Origin of the sequence: Bacteroides sp. 1_1_14, from assembly GCF_000162515.1 — a bacterium.
Classification (GTDB): domain Bacteria; phylum Bacteroidota; class Bacteroidia; order Bacteroidales; family Bacteroidaceae; genus Bacteroides; species Bacteroides thetaiotaomicron.
The window spans coordinates 13,801-30,370 of sequence record NZ_GG774716.1 but is presented as its reverse complement, the minus strand read 5'-3'; the positions used below and the strand labels follow the sequence as shown (position 1 = coordinate 30,370).

The window sequence follows — 16,570 nt, the reverse complement described above, 5'->3', positions numbered from 1 at the left end:
ACCTCCCCAATAATATCATTTTTTTCAACCCCGCTGTTAATCTGTATCTTATCTTTTCAGCATTTCTTTATATCCTATTGGTATATCCTTTGTATCGACTTTATAGCAAATGTATTTTTAAATATAAAAGTATGAAGATTAATCAAAGGTTAACATTATGTTTTAGCTTACTGTTTTGTTTGTTGAGTATTTCATATGCATCCGCTCAGCAACTGAACATATCCGGTGTTGTTATATCATCAGAGGATAATGAACCACTTATCGGTGCCACCGTCAGTGTAAAGGGGAATCCCACCAAAGGAGTGATTACCGATATCAACGGTCAGTTTCAATTGTCCGTGGAAACCGGAACCAAGCTGCTGGTCGTATCCTATGTAGGAATGAAGACACAGGAAATACGCGTCCCCCGCAGAGAGAAAGAACTCAAAATAGTACTGATTCCCGAAACGATGGATATTGACGAGGTAGTAGTAACAGGGTATGGTAATTTCTCCAAATCCTCGTTCACAGGATCGGCCAATACGCTGCGTACAGATATGCTGAAAGAAGTGCCCGTGATGAGCGTTGAGCAAAAGTTGCAAGGTATGACTACCGGTGTACAAATAACCAGCAGTTCCGGTCAACCGGGTGCCAACCAAAGTATTCGCATCAGAGGAATGGGATCGTTCAACGCTTCACAGGAACCTTTGTTTGTCATAGATGGAGTACCGGTTACTTCCGGGAGTATGAGTTCCGGTGGTCCTGATGCAGCATATATGAACAACTCCAAGACCAATATAATGAGTACGCTGAATCCGTCGGATATTGAAAACGTAACTGTAATCAAAGATGCGGCAGCGGCTTCTCTGTATGGTTCCCGCGCCGCCAATGGCGTCATATTGATCACGACTAAAAAAGGAAATACCGGAAAGGTACGCGTGGACTTGAACGTATCAGGCGGCTTCTCTCATGCGGCCGTCGACTTCCGCCCTACCCTCAACGGTGACCAACGGGAAGAACTGCTCTATGAAGGATTGCTGAATTACGCAATAGACAACGGTATGGAGTCTCCGAATGAATATGCCAATTCCAATATCGGCACATATGCATATAAGCCGGCCATGGGATACACGGACTGGCGAAAAGAGCTGCTCCGCACCGCTATGCATCAGAGTTATGAAGCTTCCGTCTCCGGCGGTAACGACCGTTCTACATTCTATGCTTCGCTCGGCTACAACAATCAGGAAGGATTGGCCAAAAACTCCAGCCTGGACCGTTACTCTGCGCGCTTGAACATGACGCAGAAAGTCGGCAAATACGGGGAAGTAGGAGCAAATATGATGTTCTCGCAAATGAATCAGGAAATGAATGAGGAACGCGGATCATCCATCAACCCTTTCTTGTGCGTAGCCATGACCATGACCCCTTCCATGGTGGTGCGTGATGAAGAAGGAAACTACGTAGGAGCTTATGACGGCACCAGCCTGAACCCGTTGCGCGACATACTCACCGATTACAACCGTGTGCGCATGACACGTATGTTTTCAACCGGTTACGCAGCGATAGAGCCGATCAAAGGTCTCAAACTGAAAGAGACATTAAGCTATGATTATACTATCCAGAAGGATTCACGCTACTATAACCCTCTGAGCTCGGCAGGTCCTAAAAGCGGAAGCGACGCCCAGACAGCCAAAGGCTTCATTGAATACGGCAAACTGATCTCATCGACCTCACTGAACTATGTGCGTACTTTCGCCCGCAAACATCATCTCGATGTATTGGCGGCTTATGAAATAGAAAGCTACCAGACAGACCACGCTTCGGGTGAAAAGTCCAAACTCCCCAGTGATAAACTGACAGAACCGGATAATGCCGCCGTATTGAACAGTTTTAAGTCTGCCACCCAAGCCTATCGGATGATTTCTTATCTATCACGACTGAATTATGACTATGACGACCGTTACTACATCGCCGGAAGTTACCGTCGCGACGGAAGTTCACGCCTTTCACCCAACAACCGCTGGGGAAATTTCTGGTCTGTGTCAGGTATGTGGCATTTAGGCAACGAGAATTTCATGAAAGCCGTAAAGCCAGTTCTGAGTGATGTCAAAATACGTGCCTCGTATGGTGTAAACGGAAATCAGCCCGGTTCATACTACGGCTACAAAGGATTGTACAGTTATGGAGAAAACTACATGGAGGCAGCCGGATCGTATGAATCGGCACAACCCAATGATCTGTTGACATGGGAAAAGAATTACAGCCTGAATCTGGGCATCGATCTTTCATTTATCAATCGTATTTTTGCGAGTCTGGAATATTACAACCGGGATACCAAAGACTTGCTTTACAGTCTCCCCATCAGCGCCACTACCGGATTTACCAGTTATTTAAGCAACATCGGACGCCTGAACAACAAGGGAGTAGAGTTTGAATTGCGTACGCTGAATGTTGTTTCCAACGACTTTAACTGGACCAGTGTTTTCAACCTGAGCCATAACCGGAATAAGATCGTTTCACTCAACGGACTATTAGACCAGACGATTGAGGGAACATGGTTCATCCATAAAGTGGGACTCCCCTATCATACGTTTTATGTAAAAGAGTTTGCCGGAGTAGACCCGCTGACCGGTTCTGCCCAATATTATCTGAATACAAAAAATGAAGACGGAAGCTACAATCGGGAACTCACCACCGACGCTGTCAAAGCAGAATCTATTCCGTACAAAACCGCTACTCCCAAAGTATCAGGAGGATTCACCAATATTCTGAATTACAAATGGATAGACCTGACCTTTACACTGACTTATTCACTGGGCGGTTACTCGTTCGACAAACTGGGAACTTATATTGAAAACGGCAGCAGTTCCATCTACAGTTCACGATACAACTTGCCCGCATACATGATGAACCGTTGGCACAAGCCCGGAGATCAGACGGATACCCCACGTTTCGTATATGGTGAACCGGCTACTTCCACCAACTCGTCCCGCTATATCCACAGTACCGATCATTTACGCCTGAAAAACTTTACCCTCGGCTTCACACTGCCCAACCAGTGGACTCAAAAGCTGATGATTGACAAAGTACGGGTATATTTCTCGGGAAATAATCTGCTGACCTGGGCCAAATGGAAACAGTATGACCCCGAAACACCCGTTAACGGTGAAGTCTTTTGCGAGGCTCCCGCCATGCGTACTTTCAGTTTCGGAGCTCAATTATCATTCTAACATCCCTATCATTCTAACTAAATAAACAACATAATGAAACGAATTCATATATACATACTTACAGCAATGGCTCTACTGAACAGCTCCTGCTCGGCAGACTGGCTAGACCTTAACACCACCAGCTCGGTAGAAACAGGACAGGCCATCGTAACATTGGACGATGCCCAGATCGCTTTGAACGGAATTTATCGTCTGGCATCCGGCCATAGCTACTACGGAGACAACTATTGGTATTACGGCGATTGCCGTGCCGCCGATGTACAGGCACGTATCACCAAAGGAGACGGAAAACGCGTATCTCCCTATTATGAATACAATGTGCTCGCTTCCGATAATCTGAATATTGTACTGCCGTGGAATACTGTTTATAAAGTAATACGACAGACAAATAATCTGATACGGAAAATAGAGTCGGGCAGTATTCAAAGCAGTGATACTAAAGAATTGAACCGCATCAAGTCCGAAGCACTGGTGATGCGGGGACTTTCCCTCTTCAACCTGACCCGGTTGTTCGGAATGCCTTATACGAATGACAAGGGGGCTTCATTGGGAGTACCCATCGAGACCTCCCCTTCCGATCCCACACATAAACCGTCACGCAGCACTGTAGCACAATGCTACGAACAGGTAGTCAGCGACATGAGCAATGCACTGTCCGGATTGAGACAAGAGACATCCAATGGCTATATAAACTACTGGGCAGCTCAGGCATTACTGTCAAGAGTCTATCTGAATATGGGTGAATATCAGAAGGCTTATGATGCTGCTACGGACGTCATCAAAAACAACGGCGGACGTTATCAGCTTTACAGCTATGAGGAATATCCCAATGTATGGGGACAGGATTTCCAGTCCGAATCATTATTCGAACTTTACATCACTTTATCCGAACCTTCAGGAGGTACGGGCGGTGAGGGTGCTCCGATGGTTTATGCCAACGAAGCAACGGTCGACTGGAATAATCTGATCTTGTCGGAAGATTTCCTGAACCTGCTGAATGAAGACCCCAAGGATGTACGCCACTGCCTGACGAAGGAATCTGTCATCGAAAACAACACCGGACTTCCGGCTGCCGCCATGCACGAGAAAGTCTATCTTGCCAAGTTCCCCGGCAAGACCGGAGATGATCCCAAAACTAATAACATTTGCATCATCCGCCTTTCTGAAGTCTATCTGAACGCGGCTGAAGCGGGACTGAAAAAAGGAACGGATCTTGAAGAAGCACAAGGTTATCTGAATGACATCATCAGCCGCCGTACCACGGATACCAGTCAGCAAGTATCAACGGAGACTTTTACTCTGGACAGGATTCTTAAAGAGCGCCGCAAGGAACTGGTTGGAGAAGGGGAAGTCTTCTACGACTACTTACGCAATGGTCTGGCTATTGAACGCAAGGGCAGCTGGCATCTTGAGACTTTGAAAGCGTCTAACGCACAAAAGATAGAAGCTACCGACCTGAGAATAGCTCTGCCTATTCCACAAAGCGAGATAGATGCCAATCCGAATATACAGCAGAATCCAAGGTAAGCAACGTCAATTGATGTATACCGTTTCCGGAATAAGCTGGCTATACTCATGTGTTTAGCCTCTTCCCGATATCAAAGAAGATACATTTCACCAAAGAATGAAATGTACCTTCTTTGTCTTTCAGCAGCAGTTCCCACTCTCCGGTTTCTCTCCTCCTTAGTGAGCGAACCGATAAAACACCCCCTTTTTCACCGGCATCTATTGTAGGCAGAATTGTTTTTCCTATTTTTGCACTTGACAGAAAATTATTAAGGCTACTTTATGAGAAACATTATAGATAAGATGAACTCTTTGTATCCCATTTCGGATGAAACGATACAAATACTAAAAGAAAATACAGTATTATGTCATTTTCCAAAGAGACATCAACTGATAGAGGCTGACAAATTTTGCAAATCGGCTTATTTTATTGAAGAAGGAATGACCCGCTCTTTTTGGCTGGTAAACGGAGAGGAAATAACGACTTCCTTTGCGTGCGAAGGAGCGATTGTCTTCAGCATGGATGAATTGTATTATAATAAGATGAGTGAAGAATTTGTGGAAACGCTTGAGGACGTCGTCGCATACAGAATATCACTAACCGATCTGCTCCGGCTGTTTCAGACCAATATCGAACTGGCAAACTGGGGAAGAGTGATTCATCAAAACGAATACAGACGCCTGCACCGTTCGCACAAAGACCGCCTCACCCTGTCTGCAAAAGAAAGATATGAAGCATTCAAACTTCAGTTTCCTCAAATGTGCCAGCGGATACAATTGGGATATATCGCCTCTTATCTGGGCATCACACTATCAACACTCAGCCGCCTCAGAGCATACAAATAATTCCCATACACGGCAAGATTTTGATGCAGGACAAATTTTTAAACTTATAAATTCCGTATTTTTGCGGCTTCTTCAATGACTAATACTAATTTGAACAATAATTTAAAACATGCAAAAAATCTCTTCCTCTGCATTTGCAGACTCTAAACCCCATTACGTACTCCTTGACGGACTGCGAGGGGTTGCGGCTCTTTTGGTGATATGGTATCATGTATTCGAAGGTTTTGCTACAAGTCCCATAGACCAAAAATTCAATCATGGGTATCTGGCTGTCGATTTCTTCTTTATTCTCTCGGGCTTCGTTATCGGCTATGCTTATGATGACCGCTGGAAAACAACGATGACCCAAAAAGAGTTTTTCAAACGCAGGTTAATCCGTCTGCATCCGATGGTTGTTATGGGAGCCGTTTTGGGTGCTATTACATTTTGCATACAAGGCTGCGAGCAATGGGACGGTACCCGTGTTTCCATATCGATGGTAATGGTGGCTATGCTTCTCAATCTTTTCCTGATTCCGGCTGTTCCGGGCACGGGTCCCGAAGTCCGTGGAAACGGCGAGATGTACCCTTTGAATGGTCCCAGCTGGTCTTTGTTCTTCGAGTATATCGGTAATATTTTGTATGCCCTATTTATTCGCCGACTGTCTACCAAAGCACTTACGATACTCGTTGTGATAGCAGGAATCGGATTGGCTTCCTTCTCGATATTCAATCTTTCCGGCAACTATCATCTGGGAGTAGGCTGGTCGATGATCGACTATAACCTGATCGGAGGTTTTCTACGTATGCTGTTCGCATTCTCTATCGGATTATTGATGTCACGCATCTTTAAACCTGTCCATATCAAAGGTGCTTTCTGGATATGCAGCGTAGCAACTCTCGTTTTACTTTCCATGCCGTACGTTGGCGGTCATACTTCGCAGTGGATGAACGGTATTTACGATGCTATATGCACCATTCTTATTTTCCCGCTACTTGTCTATCTGGGTGCTTCGGGAAAAACGACGGATAAAGGTACAGCCAAAATCTGTAAATTCCTGGGAGATATATCTTATCCGGTATATATCATACATTATCCTTTCATGTATCTGTTCTATGCCTGGTTATGGAGCAAAGAGCCACATATCACTTTCTCCCAGTCATGGCCGGTAGCCTTATGTGTCTTCTTCGGAAGCATTGTGTTGGCTTACCTTTGCCTGAAACTGTATGACGAGCCTGTAAGAAAGTGGTTGAGCAAGAAGTTTCTGACAAAGAAATAAGGTAATTATCATAACAGGGAAGGGTGAACACTCCATTACAGTTACTCTTCAACAAGACATTTTTACACAAGGTATATAATAAAAAGAAGCTTTCAATATCACTGAATTCAGTTTTTTATCGAGAGCTTCTTTCATTATATAACCTAACCAGCATTATATTCATTATACTTATCCGAAAGAAAAGTCAAAATGACCTTCATTATAAATTTCAATTAATCCATTCTTTCGTTCAATCACTACCTTGTTTTCACGAGCCAGCCAACCGACTGCCAGAGCCGTACTTTCCACACTCAGGTTTACTTTCCGGGCAAGTTCGGGAATCGAAATTCCATCAGCCTCATTAAGGGCGTGCCATACTTTGCCTGCGTTGGCACCTACGATTTTCTTATCCATAGTAGTCTTTTTTTAATTAATAAAAAGGAAAACTAACTCGTTAAAAAAGCAACGCACTTTTACGATAAAACCCAAAATGAAGATCTTTTCATATGTTTTGAATGTTATGTCAAGAATAGATATAAAAAAACGTGAGCCTTTTCTTCCCAAATGTAGCAACAGGAACTACCAATCCCTACAACACAAATGAGAAGAACGCCCACGCAAAGTATATGTATAACAAGCGTAGGCGTTCAGTCATTTTTACGTGTTGTAATATTCACCCAAAGGGTAAAAGAAATTGGTAGTTTCGTTACTACGTAAAAAAGCTGAACGCTTTTCGATATTTAGTCTCAATGAACGCACCTTTCAACGGCTATACAAATATAGTATTTTTGGGTATTAAAAATTACATTCTTCCTCTTTTTTTTGCTCCACGTCTACTAAATTATCACATTTTTTAGCATTAGACCTATAAAGAAGCACCTCCTCCCAATGCATGGTAAAGGTTAATGACTCCTTGTATCTCGTCAAAACGATTGGAAGCAACAGACAATTCTGCCTGCAAAAGAGTCTGCCGCGCAGTAAGCACTTCGAGATAGTTTTGCGAGCTATGCCGCATCAACAGTTCGGAACTACGGACAGCAGACTGAAGGGAGGCAACTTGTTGCTTGGAAAGTCTAAGACGCCCCCGCGCCGTCTGCCACTGCACCAAAGCATCATTCACCTCCGCTCCGGCATCAAGCAGACTCTGGCGGAAGGTAAGCAGAGCTTCTTCCTGTCGGGCTTTCGTTATTTTCAAATTAGCGATATTCTGTCCACGATTGAAAAGCGGTTGAACCAGCGAACCTACAGCTGAAAGCAACCACTGACCGGGATTAACAATAACACCACCTGCAGAGTTCGTCCATCCTGCAGAGCCACTCAACGTAATGGATGGATAGAAAGCGGAACGCGCCTGATTGGTTGCATAAAACGCGGCAGCCAGTTCTGCTTCCTTCTGACGAATATCAGGACGGCGTTGCAGCAACTGCAACGGTACTCCGGTTGAAAGAGATTCGGGAAACTCCTGGCTATCGAGAGTGGAACGTTTGACTGTTTGTGATGTCATACCGAGCAATGCGGAAAGAGAGTTTTCCAGCTCACTGATCTGCTGTTCAATAGAAAGTACGGAAGCATCTGTCGAGAGTTTGGTTGCTTCCGTTTGGGCGACAGCCATCTCAGTCGTTTGTCCGGCTTTTTTCAAGGCCTTCATTGCTCGCAAGTTTTCGTCCCATGTTTCGGCAGTGCGATGGGTAATATCCAACTGTTTATCGAGCATCAGTAATGTATAGTAACTATTGGCAATAGTAGCTACCAACTGTGTCTGTACAGCCTGCCGATAGGCTTCACTCTGTTCAAGAACAGCTTTAGCACCCCGTTTTGCATTGGTCAGTTTTCCAAAAATATCCAGTTCCCAGTCAGCCGAAGCTGCCAAATTATAGGTTTTGGAAGTTTTTGTACCACCCGCACTGCTCATTGTCCCTTGTGGAGTAAGGGAGACAGAGGGCAGATAAGCCAACTTAGAAGAAAGTAGTAATGCTTCTGCTTCTTCCACTCTCAAGCGGGCGATATTCAAGTCGGTATTATTCCGGATACCAATGTCAATAAGCTGCTGCAACTGCGGGTCGGTAAACAACTCCTTCCATGAAAGGGAAGCAAGCGAAACGGTGTCCTCGGCAGCAACAGACTGACGATAAAGACTATCGGCAACCACTTCATCCGGACGTTCATAAGCCCGGTATATATGACATCCACTCAATCCAACGGACAGGAATAAACATATTATTATCTTTTTCATACGTTTCATTAATTAAAGATTTTCCTCTTCCAGTTTTGGCAGCTTACGTGCCGGCATCAGCTTTTCCTGCAAGTACTGGAAAACAATAAACAGCACAGGTACAATAAATAACAGGGCGACCGTACCAATCAGCATTCCACCCACAGTTCCTACTCCGATAGATATATTTCCGTTAGCTCCTACCCCCGATGCGAACATCATCGGTAGCATACCGAATATCATCGTAAGCGATGTCATCAGGATAGGACGCAGGCGAACCTGTGCAGCCGATATAGCTGCCTGCATTATGCTCATTCCCTGTCGTCGGCGTTCGGAAGCGTATTCCGTGAGCAAGATAGCTGTCTTCGATAACAGACCAATCAACATGATCAGACCTGTCTGCAAATAAATATTGTTCTCCAGACCGAACATCTTAGCAAAAAGGAAACTACCTGCCAGACCGAATGGTACGGAAAGAATCACCGCAATCGGGATAAACAGACTTTCATAAAGTGCACACAGAATGAGGTAGATAAACACTACGCAGATAATAAAAACCAGCGTAGTGGTATTTCCCGTAGAAGATTCTTCGCGCGACATACCTCCGAATTCAAAACCATAACCTGCAGGCAATGTCTGTTCTGCCACTTCGCGTACCACCTCAATAGCCTGTCCTGAACTATAACCTTCTGCCGGAGCACCATTGACGGATATAGCGGAGAAAAGATTGAAACGTGTCAATGATTCGGCGCCATATACCCGTGTTAGTGTCAGATACTGGCTGACAGGTGACATTTTTCCGTCGGAGTTGCGGACAAACATATTATTCAGCGCTTCCGTATCCAGACGAAATTCCGGCGAAGCCTGCACCATCACACGATAAAGTTTGGAGAAGCGATTCATATTCGATGCATAATTACCACCGATATAACCCGACAAGGTGCTCAACACATCCGAGGGAGACACCCCATTCCGTTTACAAAGAGCCGCATCCACTTCCACCAGATATTGCGGGTATTTAGTGTCAAACGAAGTGGAAGCACGTCCGATTTCCGGTCGCGCATTCAGCGCCTCAATCATCTGACGGGTATATTTCAGCAAATCTTCCACCGAACCGCCTTTCTGGTCCTGCACATAAATTTCGAAACCACTGCTCACACCATATCCGGGGATCATCGGTGATGCAAAAGCCATCACTTGCGCAGAAGAAATATCGTCTGTACGACGGTATATCTCATTAATAACCGCATTGATCCCATCTTCTCTTTCCTTGCGTTCATCCCACGGTTTCAATCGGATAATAAACATACCGTTAGAAGCCCCCTGGCCACTAATCATACCATTGCCCGTCACTTTCGAAAACATTCTGATTTGCGGGATATCATTGATCCGCTTATCTATGTCGTCCATGACGATTCTGGTTTCTTCCAGACTATTTCCGGGTGATGTCCGCACATCTATAAAGATAGTCCCCATATCCTCCTGAGGTACAAGTCCGGTCTTTGTGGTTTTCATAAGAATGAATAGTCCGGCACAGGCCACCAATAATAATGCGCCAGCCAGCCATTTACGTTTCAACATAAAAAACACACCACTCTTATATTTCAGTACCAGTCGATGGAACGCACTATCAAACGCCATGTGGAAGCGGGAAGAAAAACTGAGTTTTTCTCCTTTAACAGCCTCCATATGGGGAGTCATAATCAATGCGCAGAGAGCAGGGCTCAGGGTCAGGGCATTGACCAGCGAAATTGCAACGGCAACTGCCATGGTCAATCCGAACTGAGTATAGAAAGTTCCGGTAGTTCCTCCCATAAAGCATACAGGAATAAATACTGCCTTAAAAACAAAGGTAGTTGTAACCAGTGCCGAAGTAATGCCACCCATTGCATCAATAGTTGCCTGATAAGCCGATTTGTATCCTTCATCAAACTTGGCCTGCACCGCTTCGACCACGACTATGGCATCATCTACCACTGTCCCGATGACCAGTACCAATGCAAACAGAGTCAGCATATTGAGACTGAAACCCGCGACATAAAGAAAAGCAAATGTTCCGACCAGAGAAATAATAATAGAAATAGCCGGGATAAAGGTAGACCGCAGACTCTGCAAAAATACATATACCACAAGTACTACCAGCAATATAGCTTCAATCAATGTTTTGACAACATTCTTAATAGATGCATCCAGGAATTCTTTCGAACTCATCAGATCCACCAGTTCCATTCCTTCAGGCAAGCTCTTTGATATATCTGCCGTTACCTTGTCTATTTCTTCAATGATCTCGTTGGCATTCGAGCCGGAAGTCTGTGCAATCATACAGTTGGAACCGGGATGCCCGTTCACTTCTCCGATATATGTATAAGAACTGGAACCCAATTCAATACGGGCCACATCTTTCAGACGGAGTACTTCTCCTCCTCCCAAAGAACGGATGACCAGATTCCCGTAATCTTTCTCTTCTTCATAACGACCACGATATTTCAGTACATACTGAAAAGTATTCTTTGACTCTGCTCCGAGTGTCCCTGTAGGAGCTTCCAGATTCTGTTCATCCAAAATCTTAGTCACATCAGATGGCACCAAACCATATTTGGCCATTTTTCCGGGATCGAGCCAGATACGCAGCGAGTAGTCAGCCCCCATCACATTCACTTCACCCACACCGGCAATACGTGAAAGACGGGGCTCTATGTTAATCTTCAGGTAATTATTCAGAAAACTTTCGTCAAAAGAACTGTCGGGACTATATAGTGCCAATGCCTTAATGTTACTCGTCTGACGTTTGCGGACAGTGATACCGCTTCGGGTCACTTCGGCCGGCAATAAGCCCTGGGCTGTAGCAATACGATTCTGCACATTGACTGTTGCCATATCGGGGTCGGTTCCTTGCCGGAAATAAACTGTAATTTTTGCCGCCCCTGTATTGGAAGCTGTGGAAGTCATGTACATCATATTCTCCACTCCATTGAGTGCTTCCTCCAACGGTACGACTACACTTTTCTGCACTGTCTCCGCATTGGCCCCGGTATAGTTGGCCGAAACACTGACGGTAGGAGGCGCGATTTCCGGGAATTGCTCAACAGGTAACTGTGAAAGTCCTATCAATCCGATAATTAAGAAAACAACCGAAATAACTCCTGCCAGAATAGGTCGGTCTATAAATGTTCTGATTTTCATATCGTCATGTTATTCTTTAGTCGGCTCACTCTTGATTACTGTTCCCTCACGTACTAGTCCGGCACCCTCGGCTATGATTACGTCGCCTGGTGCAAGTCCGTCCTCAACAACATACTCCGTGCCGTTATTCAACCGGAAGACCTCTACAGGAGCAGACTGTGCTTTACTGTCGACCACCTTGTAAACAAATATACGATTCTGTAATTCATAAGTAGCTGCCTGGGGAATGATGATGCACTGCTTCTTTACCGTCGGGACAACTACCGTACCACTTCCACCATTACGCAAAAACTGATCAGGATTAGAGAAAACGGCACGCAGGCTGATCGCTCCTGTCCCCTCATCTATCGTACCACTGATAGCATCCACTTTTCCTAAAGAGGAATAAGTCTTTCCGTTACTCATTGTCAATTCTACCTTATCCAGATGTTCTATCGCCTTTTTCAGTGAACCATACTGCTGTACAAAATCAAGAATCTGGTTTTCTGTCATCGAAAAATAAGCATATACCTCGCTGTCATCCGAAACAGTAACCAACGGTTCGGTGATACTACTGTTCACCAACGCCCCTACACGATAAGGAATCATACTGGCTACCCCGTCCACCGGACTTTTCACTTCAGTATAAGAGAGATCATTGCGTGCATTGACCTCCTGTGCTTTCGCCTGTGCCAATGCAGCTTCAGCAGCAATCTGTTCGTTCCGGGCTGTTTGCAGGTCAAACTCAGATACTACCTGTTCTTTGTAAAGTTCGGCTTTACTATCTGCGGTCAACTTAGCCGTAGCAAGTTTAGCCTCTGCACTCTTAACATTGGCAATCGCAGTTTGTAATGCAGCTTTATAGGGGATCTGGTCAATAATGAAAAGTGTCTGTCCCTTATGGACAGCATCACCTTCATTAATACATATTTCGGTGATAATTCCACTTACCTGTGGACGGATTTCAACATTCTGCCGTCCTCGAAGAGTAGCTGTATAACCGGTTTTCAGGATCTGATCGCCGGATTTGATGGTAAGCGTCTTGTACGCAGTGTCTGTTTCCTGCTGTTGCGGAACTCCGCAGGAGTATAGCAGCGGCAAGCAAAGCACGACAAAAATGATTAGTTGTTTCATTGTGACTTTATTTAAAATGATTGTTAATGATTCATAAGCAGTTCATTCAGTAATCAATGCGATTGACCAAATCTAGGAATTATCAAACAATAAAATAAAGATGTAGTGACGAACAGCAAAAATGTGATGACGAACGACAAAAGAAGAATGATTGGGTTTTCAAAACAATCTTCTATCTTTGCAAAGAAGTGACAAAATATACTTCCGGGAGTTAAATCCATAGTAAGGAGAATATGAAACGAACCAATATCCCTATTTATATTGACCTGCTGTTCTGCCTGGTCATAATGCCGCCTATCATCATGCTGGTACCGGTAGACAGATGGATTGTACATCACACTGTTTTCATGCTGACACTCATTGTCTATCTTTACGGCCTATACTTCGTTTACCGCAAAGCCAGACTGCCAAGGCTCTTCATGCAACGGAAATTCGGACATATCCTTCTACTAATGGGAATACTTGTCATTATCACCCTGCTACTTACCCAATTCCCTTACCCACCGGAACCAAATAAGCTAGACCCTTTAATCCATAAAGCCCGGCAACACCTGCGGTCGCAAACCGTATGGTTTTTCTTTCTTGTAGTTACAGGCTTCAGCCTTTCTATCGAACTGATTTTCGAACTTTTCCGTCAGATACTGTCCAAACAGGAAATTGAAGCGGAGAAAAACAGGGCAGAACTTGCACTCTACAAGGCACAGATCAACCCGCATTTTCTCTTTAACACACTGAATGCTCTTTACGGGCTGGTACTAACCAAATCAGATAAAACGGAATCGGCTTTCATCAAGTTTTCCAATATTCTGAAATATATGTATGCTCAGACCACTATGGAAACAATTTCCATAAATAATGAAGTAGAATATATCCGTCAATACGTCGATTTGCAGTCACTGCGATTAAACAAGCATACACAAGTGGTATTTGAAACCCAAATAGATGACGAACACGCGAAGATTCCTCCGATGATTCTCATTACTTTCGTTGAGAATACTTTCAAATACGGGGTTTCATCGGATGTAGACTGCCTGATTCTTATTCGTATCACAGTGAAAAAGGGAGAACTTCTCTTTGAAACCGAAAATACGGTTATGAAAGAAAATCATGCTAACCCTCATGCCATCGGCATAGAAAACTGTCGCAAACGTTTGGAATTACTCTATCCCAACCGTTTTACCCTAATTATGAAAGAAGAAAACCGCCAGTTTAAAATCCGGCTCAGTATTCAGTTATGATGAAAAAGATTAGTTGTATCGCTATTGACGACGAACCCATCGCATTGCTCATTATCAGACAGTTCTGCGAACGAAAAGGCGGACTGGAACTGACAACTTTCAGCGAACCGCTTATCGGACTGCAAGAGATTGGCCGGTGCAAACCGGACCTGGTTTTTCTGGATATTGAAATGAATAGCACCAGCGGGTTGGACATCGCTCATGCGCTGCCTCCCGAAAGTTGCCTGATTTTCACAACAGCTCATGCACAATATGCTCTGAATGGTTTTGAACTTGATGCAGTAGATTTTCTGCATAAACCCTTTGCCTATGAACGATTTGAGAAAGCAGTAGAAAAAGCACTTCGCCTTATAGAAGCAAAGCACAACAAAGTACCGGAAAATATCATTATAAAGCAAGAATACAATAACATATCCGTTGCCACATCCGATATCCTTTATATCGAAGCGATGGAGAATTATACAAAAATATTCCGTACAAGCGGTAACTATATACTATCCCGTACCAGTTTGAAAGCTATACAGAAAATGCTTCCTAAAGATCGTTTTTTGCGTACACATCGCTCTTACATTATATCTATCAATAAAATAGAACGATTCTCGAAACGGGAAATAACATTGAAAGGATGTTCGGCAACGATCCCCATAGGCAGACAGTACGCTGAAAATGTCTATTCCAAATTGACTATCAGAAGTATTACAACATAAACCACCTGCCGGGCAATCGGTCGTTTGCGGTCAGTTTCCGGCTTTCTGGCTATAAATCAGCTTATTTCTCTGGCTGATTGTCCATACACCATCTACGAAACGTACATTTTTCGTATCATCATCTTCCACATTCCATGCATAGCCTCCTGAAGGTAAGCCACGTCTCTCCAAAATCTCATTCGGTTGATCATCAGAGAAGAAAAGTTCCAGACGTGTGGAATCGGGGCTGAACACAATGAAAGCAGAAGCAGTGCTTCCATCAACAGCTTCCGTCCGGATACCTTTTTCAAACAACCGGATGCAGTCTTGCTGCACTTCACACCACACATATCCGGCAGAGCCGATACAACCGTGTTCATCCCGATCACCTCCAAGTTTGGGAGATTGCGGATACTGGACTAATTTTGAAGCTTGCATCCCCGGTGTATATTTACCGGCATAGAATACTTCCAGAGTATCACTCAGAAGCAAGCCATCGACTTCTTCTTTATTCGCATTCATCGTACTGAATGAAAGAGTATCATTCTTGTCTGTAACAATCGCCACTGTATTCATGGTCGCATCACAAACAATGCCTTTTGAACTTGTCATACCTGACGAGCAACTTCCCATGAAACACAAAACTCCTAATGCTGCCAATACTGTTCTCATATCTTTTTTATATAATTGTTGGTTCTAATATCATGCAAATATAAAGGTTATATGGAAAAGATGTTCTCCTAACAATCAGAATAACAAACAAGTTTGCTTTTATAAAATGTAATTCCACATATATTTCATTCATTTGTCTATATTTGCATTATTGCTCAGTTGTGCAAAAGAAACTTTAAAACAGAAAGAGAGGAATTATGCCAGAGTTTGATTTTTCCCCAATAACAGAAGGGATTTATAATGTTATAGAGACAGAAGAAATAGTATTAACCAGCCTGCCGGAAGAGACAATCACACAAAAACGTAACAGGCAGAATCGTACTATCAAACAAATTCTCGGCCATTTGATTGATTCCGCCTCAAACAATCATCAACGGATGATCAGGTTGCAATACAGTAAGGACCTGCTTTTCTTTCCTGATTATCGGCAGGATAATGATCTGTGGATAGCCTTGCAGGATTATCAGCATACGGACTGGAATAATCTGATTCAGTTATGGAAATTCTTTAATCTACATATCATTCAGGTAATAAAGTCGGTAGATCAAACAAAGCTTGATAGTTACTGGTGTGACTTCGAAGGGACAAAAATCACTTTAAAAGAAATGATAGAAGGATATTTAGATCATCTGAATCTCCATATTCAAGAAATTCACGAACTGATTTAG

General features: G+C 43.8%; 12 protein-coding genes. 7 read left to right on the top strand and 5 right to left on the bottom strand.

All coding sequences use genetic code 11. From position 1 onward, the window contains the following. Window positions 1–131: 131 nt before the first annotated feature. From HMPREF9007_RS00970 to HMPREF9007_RS00985, 4 genes are all read left to right on the top strand, one after another. Window positions 132–3,209 (top strand): TonB-dependent receptor, encoded by a 3,078-nt coding sequence (locus HMPREF9007_RS00970; protein ID WP_008763804.1) that lies wholly within the window; start codon window positions 132–134, stop codon window positions 3,207–3,209. Window positions 3,210–3,242: 33 nt separating this feature from the next. Further along, window positions 3,243–4,736 (top strand): RagB/SusD family nutrient uptake outer membrane protein, encoded by a 1,494-nt coding sequence (locus HMPREF9007_RS00975; protein ID WP_008763803.1) that lies wholly within the window; start codon window positions 3,243–3,245, stop codon window positions 4,734–4,736. Between the two features lie 261 nt (window positions 4,737–4,997). Next, window positions 4,998–5,561, top strand: a complete 564-nt coding sequence (locus HMPREF9007_RS00980; RefSeq protein ID WP_008763802.1) for a Crp/Fnr family transcriptional regulator — start codon at window positions 4,998–5,000, stop codon at window positions 5,559–5,561. Between the two features lie 109 nt (window positions 5,562–5,670). Next, window positions 5,671–6,819 (top strand): acyltransferase, encoded by a 1,149-nt coding sequence (locus tag HMPREF9007_RS00985; RefSeq protein ID WP_008763801.1) that lies wholly within the window; start codon window positions 5,671–5,673, stop codon window positions 6,817–6,819. A gap of 168 nt (window positions 6,820–6,987) precedes the next feature. On the opposite strand, the gene HMPREF9007_RS00990 is transcribed toward HMPREF9007_RS00985, so the two are convergent. The 4 genes from HMPREF9007_RS00990 to HMPREF9007_RS01005 all read right to left on the bottom strand — a co-directional run bounded on the left by HMPREF9007_RS00990 (window position 6,988) and on the right by HMPREF9007_RS01005 (window position 13,306). Then, a complete protein-coding gene (locus tag HMPREF9007_RS00990) occupies window positions 6,988–7,212 on the bottom strand; it encodes a winged helix-turn-helix domain-containing protein (RefSeq protein WP_008763800.1) in 225 nt (74 codons plus the stop codon). Between the two features lie 451 nt (window positions 7,213–7,663). Then, window positions 7,664–9,031 (bottom strand): efflux transporter outer membrane subunit, encoded by a 1,368-nt coding sequence (locus HMPREF9007_RS00995; RefSeq protein WP_016268775.1) that lies wholly within the window; start codon window positions 9,029–9,031, stop codon window positions 7,664–7,666. Window positions 9,032–9,043: 12 nt separating this feature from the next. Continuing rightward, window positions 9,044–12,193: an efflux RND transporter permease subunit gene (locus HMPREF9007_RS01000; RefSeq protein WP_008763798.1), complete on the bottom strand. Its 3,150-nt coding sequence runs from the start codon at window positions 12,191–12,193 to the stop codon at window positions 9,044–9,046. Window positions 12,194–12,202: 9 nt separating this feature from the next. Then, on the bottom strand, window positions 12,203–13,306 hold the full coding sequence (locus HMPREF9007_RS01005; RefSeq protein WP_008763797.1) for an efflux RND transporter periplasmic adaptor subunit: 1,104 nt from the start codon (window positions 13,304–13,306) through the stop codon (window positions 12,203–12,205). A 233-nt stretch (window positions 13,307–13,539) separates the two neighbouring features. On the opposite strand from HMPREF9007_RS01005, the gene HMPREF9007_RS01010 reads away from it, so the two are divergent. Together HMPREF9007_RS01010 and HMPREF9007_RS01015 are read left to right on the top strand one after the other, a co-directional pair. Further along, entirely contained in the window at window positions 13,540–14,544 is a 1,005-nt protein-coding gene (locus tag HMPREF9007_RS01010) for a histidine kinase (RefSeq protein WP_008763796.1), read from the top strand. Further along, a complete protein-coding gene (locus HMPREF9007_RS01015; protein WP_008763795.1) occupies window positions 14,541–15,251 on the top strand; it encodes a LytTR family DNA-binding domain-containing protein in 711 nt (236 codons plus the stop codon). The genes HMPREF9007_RS01010 and HMPREF9007_RS01015 overlap by 4 nt, the downstream gene beginning before the upstream one ends. 30 nt (window positions 15,252–15,281) lie before the next feature. Here the strand turns inward: HMPREF9007_RS01015 and HMPREF9007_RS01020 are convergent, their stop codons facing one another. Next, entirely contained in the window at window positions 15,282–15,902 is a 621-nt protein-coding gene (locus HMPREF9007_RS01020; protein WP_008763794.1) for a hypothetical protein, read from the bottom strand. Between the two features lie 197 nt (window positions 15,903–16,099). Here HMPREF9007_RS01020 and HMPREF9007_RS01025 point away from each other — a divergent pair, with 197 nt between their 5' ends. After that, a complete protein-coding gene (locus tag HMPREF9007_RS01025) occupies window positions 16,100–16,570 on the top strand; it encodes a DinB family protein (RefSeq protein WP_008763793.1) in 471 nt (156 codons plus the stop codon).

Bases quoted from the DNA above. Each gene is read 5' to 3' on its own strand.
- HMPREF9007_RS00970 (WP_008763804.1), top strand. From the start codon at position 132: ATGAAGATTAATCAAAGGTTAACATTATGTTTTAGCTTACTGTTTTGT.
- HMPREF9007_RS00980 (WP_008763802.1), top strand. From the start codon at position 4,998: ATGAGAAACATTATAGATAAGATGAACTCTTTGTATCCCATTTCGGAT.
- HMPREF9007_RS00990 (WP_008763800.1), bottom strand. From the start codon at position 7,212: ATGGATAAGAAAATCGTAGGTGCCAACGCAGGCAAAGTATGGCACGCC.
- HMPREF9007_RS01015 (WP_008763795.1), top strand. From the start codon at position 14,541: ATGATGAAAAAGATTAGTTGTATCGCTATTGACGACGAACCCATCGCA.
- HMPREF9007_RS00995 (WP_016268775.1), bottom strand. From the start codon at position 9,031: ATGAAAAAGATAATAATATGTTTATTCCTGTCCGTTGGATTGAGTGGA.
- HMPREF9007_RS01000 (WP_008763798.1), bottom strand. From the start codon at position 12,193: ATGAAAATCAGAACATTTATAGACCGACCTATTCTGGCAGGAGTTATT.
- HMPREF9007_RS01010 (WP_008763796.1), top strand. From the start codon at position 13,540: ATGAAACGAACCAATATCCCTATTTATATTGACCTGCTGTTCTGCCTG.
- HMPREF9007_RS01025 (WP_008763793.1), top strand. From the start codon at position 16,100: ATGCCAGAGTTTGATTTTTCCCCAATAACAGAAGGGATTTATAATGTT.
- HMPREF9007_RS01020 (WP_008763794.1), bottom strand. From the start codon at position 15,902: ATGAGAACAGTATTGGCAGCATTAGGAGTTTTGTGTTTCATGGGAAGT.
- HMPREF9007_RS01005 (WP_008763797.1), bottom strand. From the start codon at position 13,306: ATGAAACAACTAATCATTTTTGTCGTGCTTTGCTTGCCGCTGCTATAC.
- HMPREF9007_RS00985 (WP_008763801.1), top strand. From the start codon at position 5,671: ATGCAAAAAATCTCTTCCTCTGCATTTGCAGACTCTAAACCCCATTAC.
- HMPREF9007_RS00975 (WP_008763803.1), top strand. From the start codon at position 3,243: ATGAAACGAATTCATATATACATACTTACAGCAATGGCTCTACTGAAC.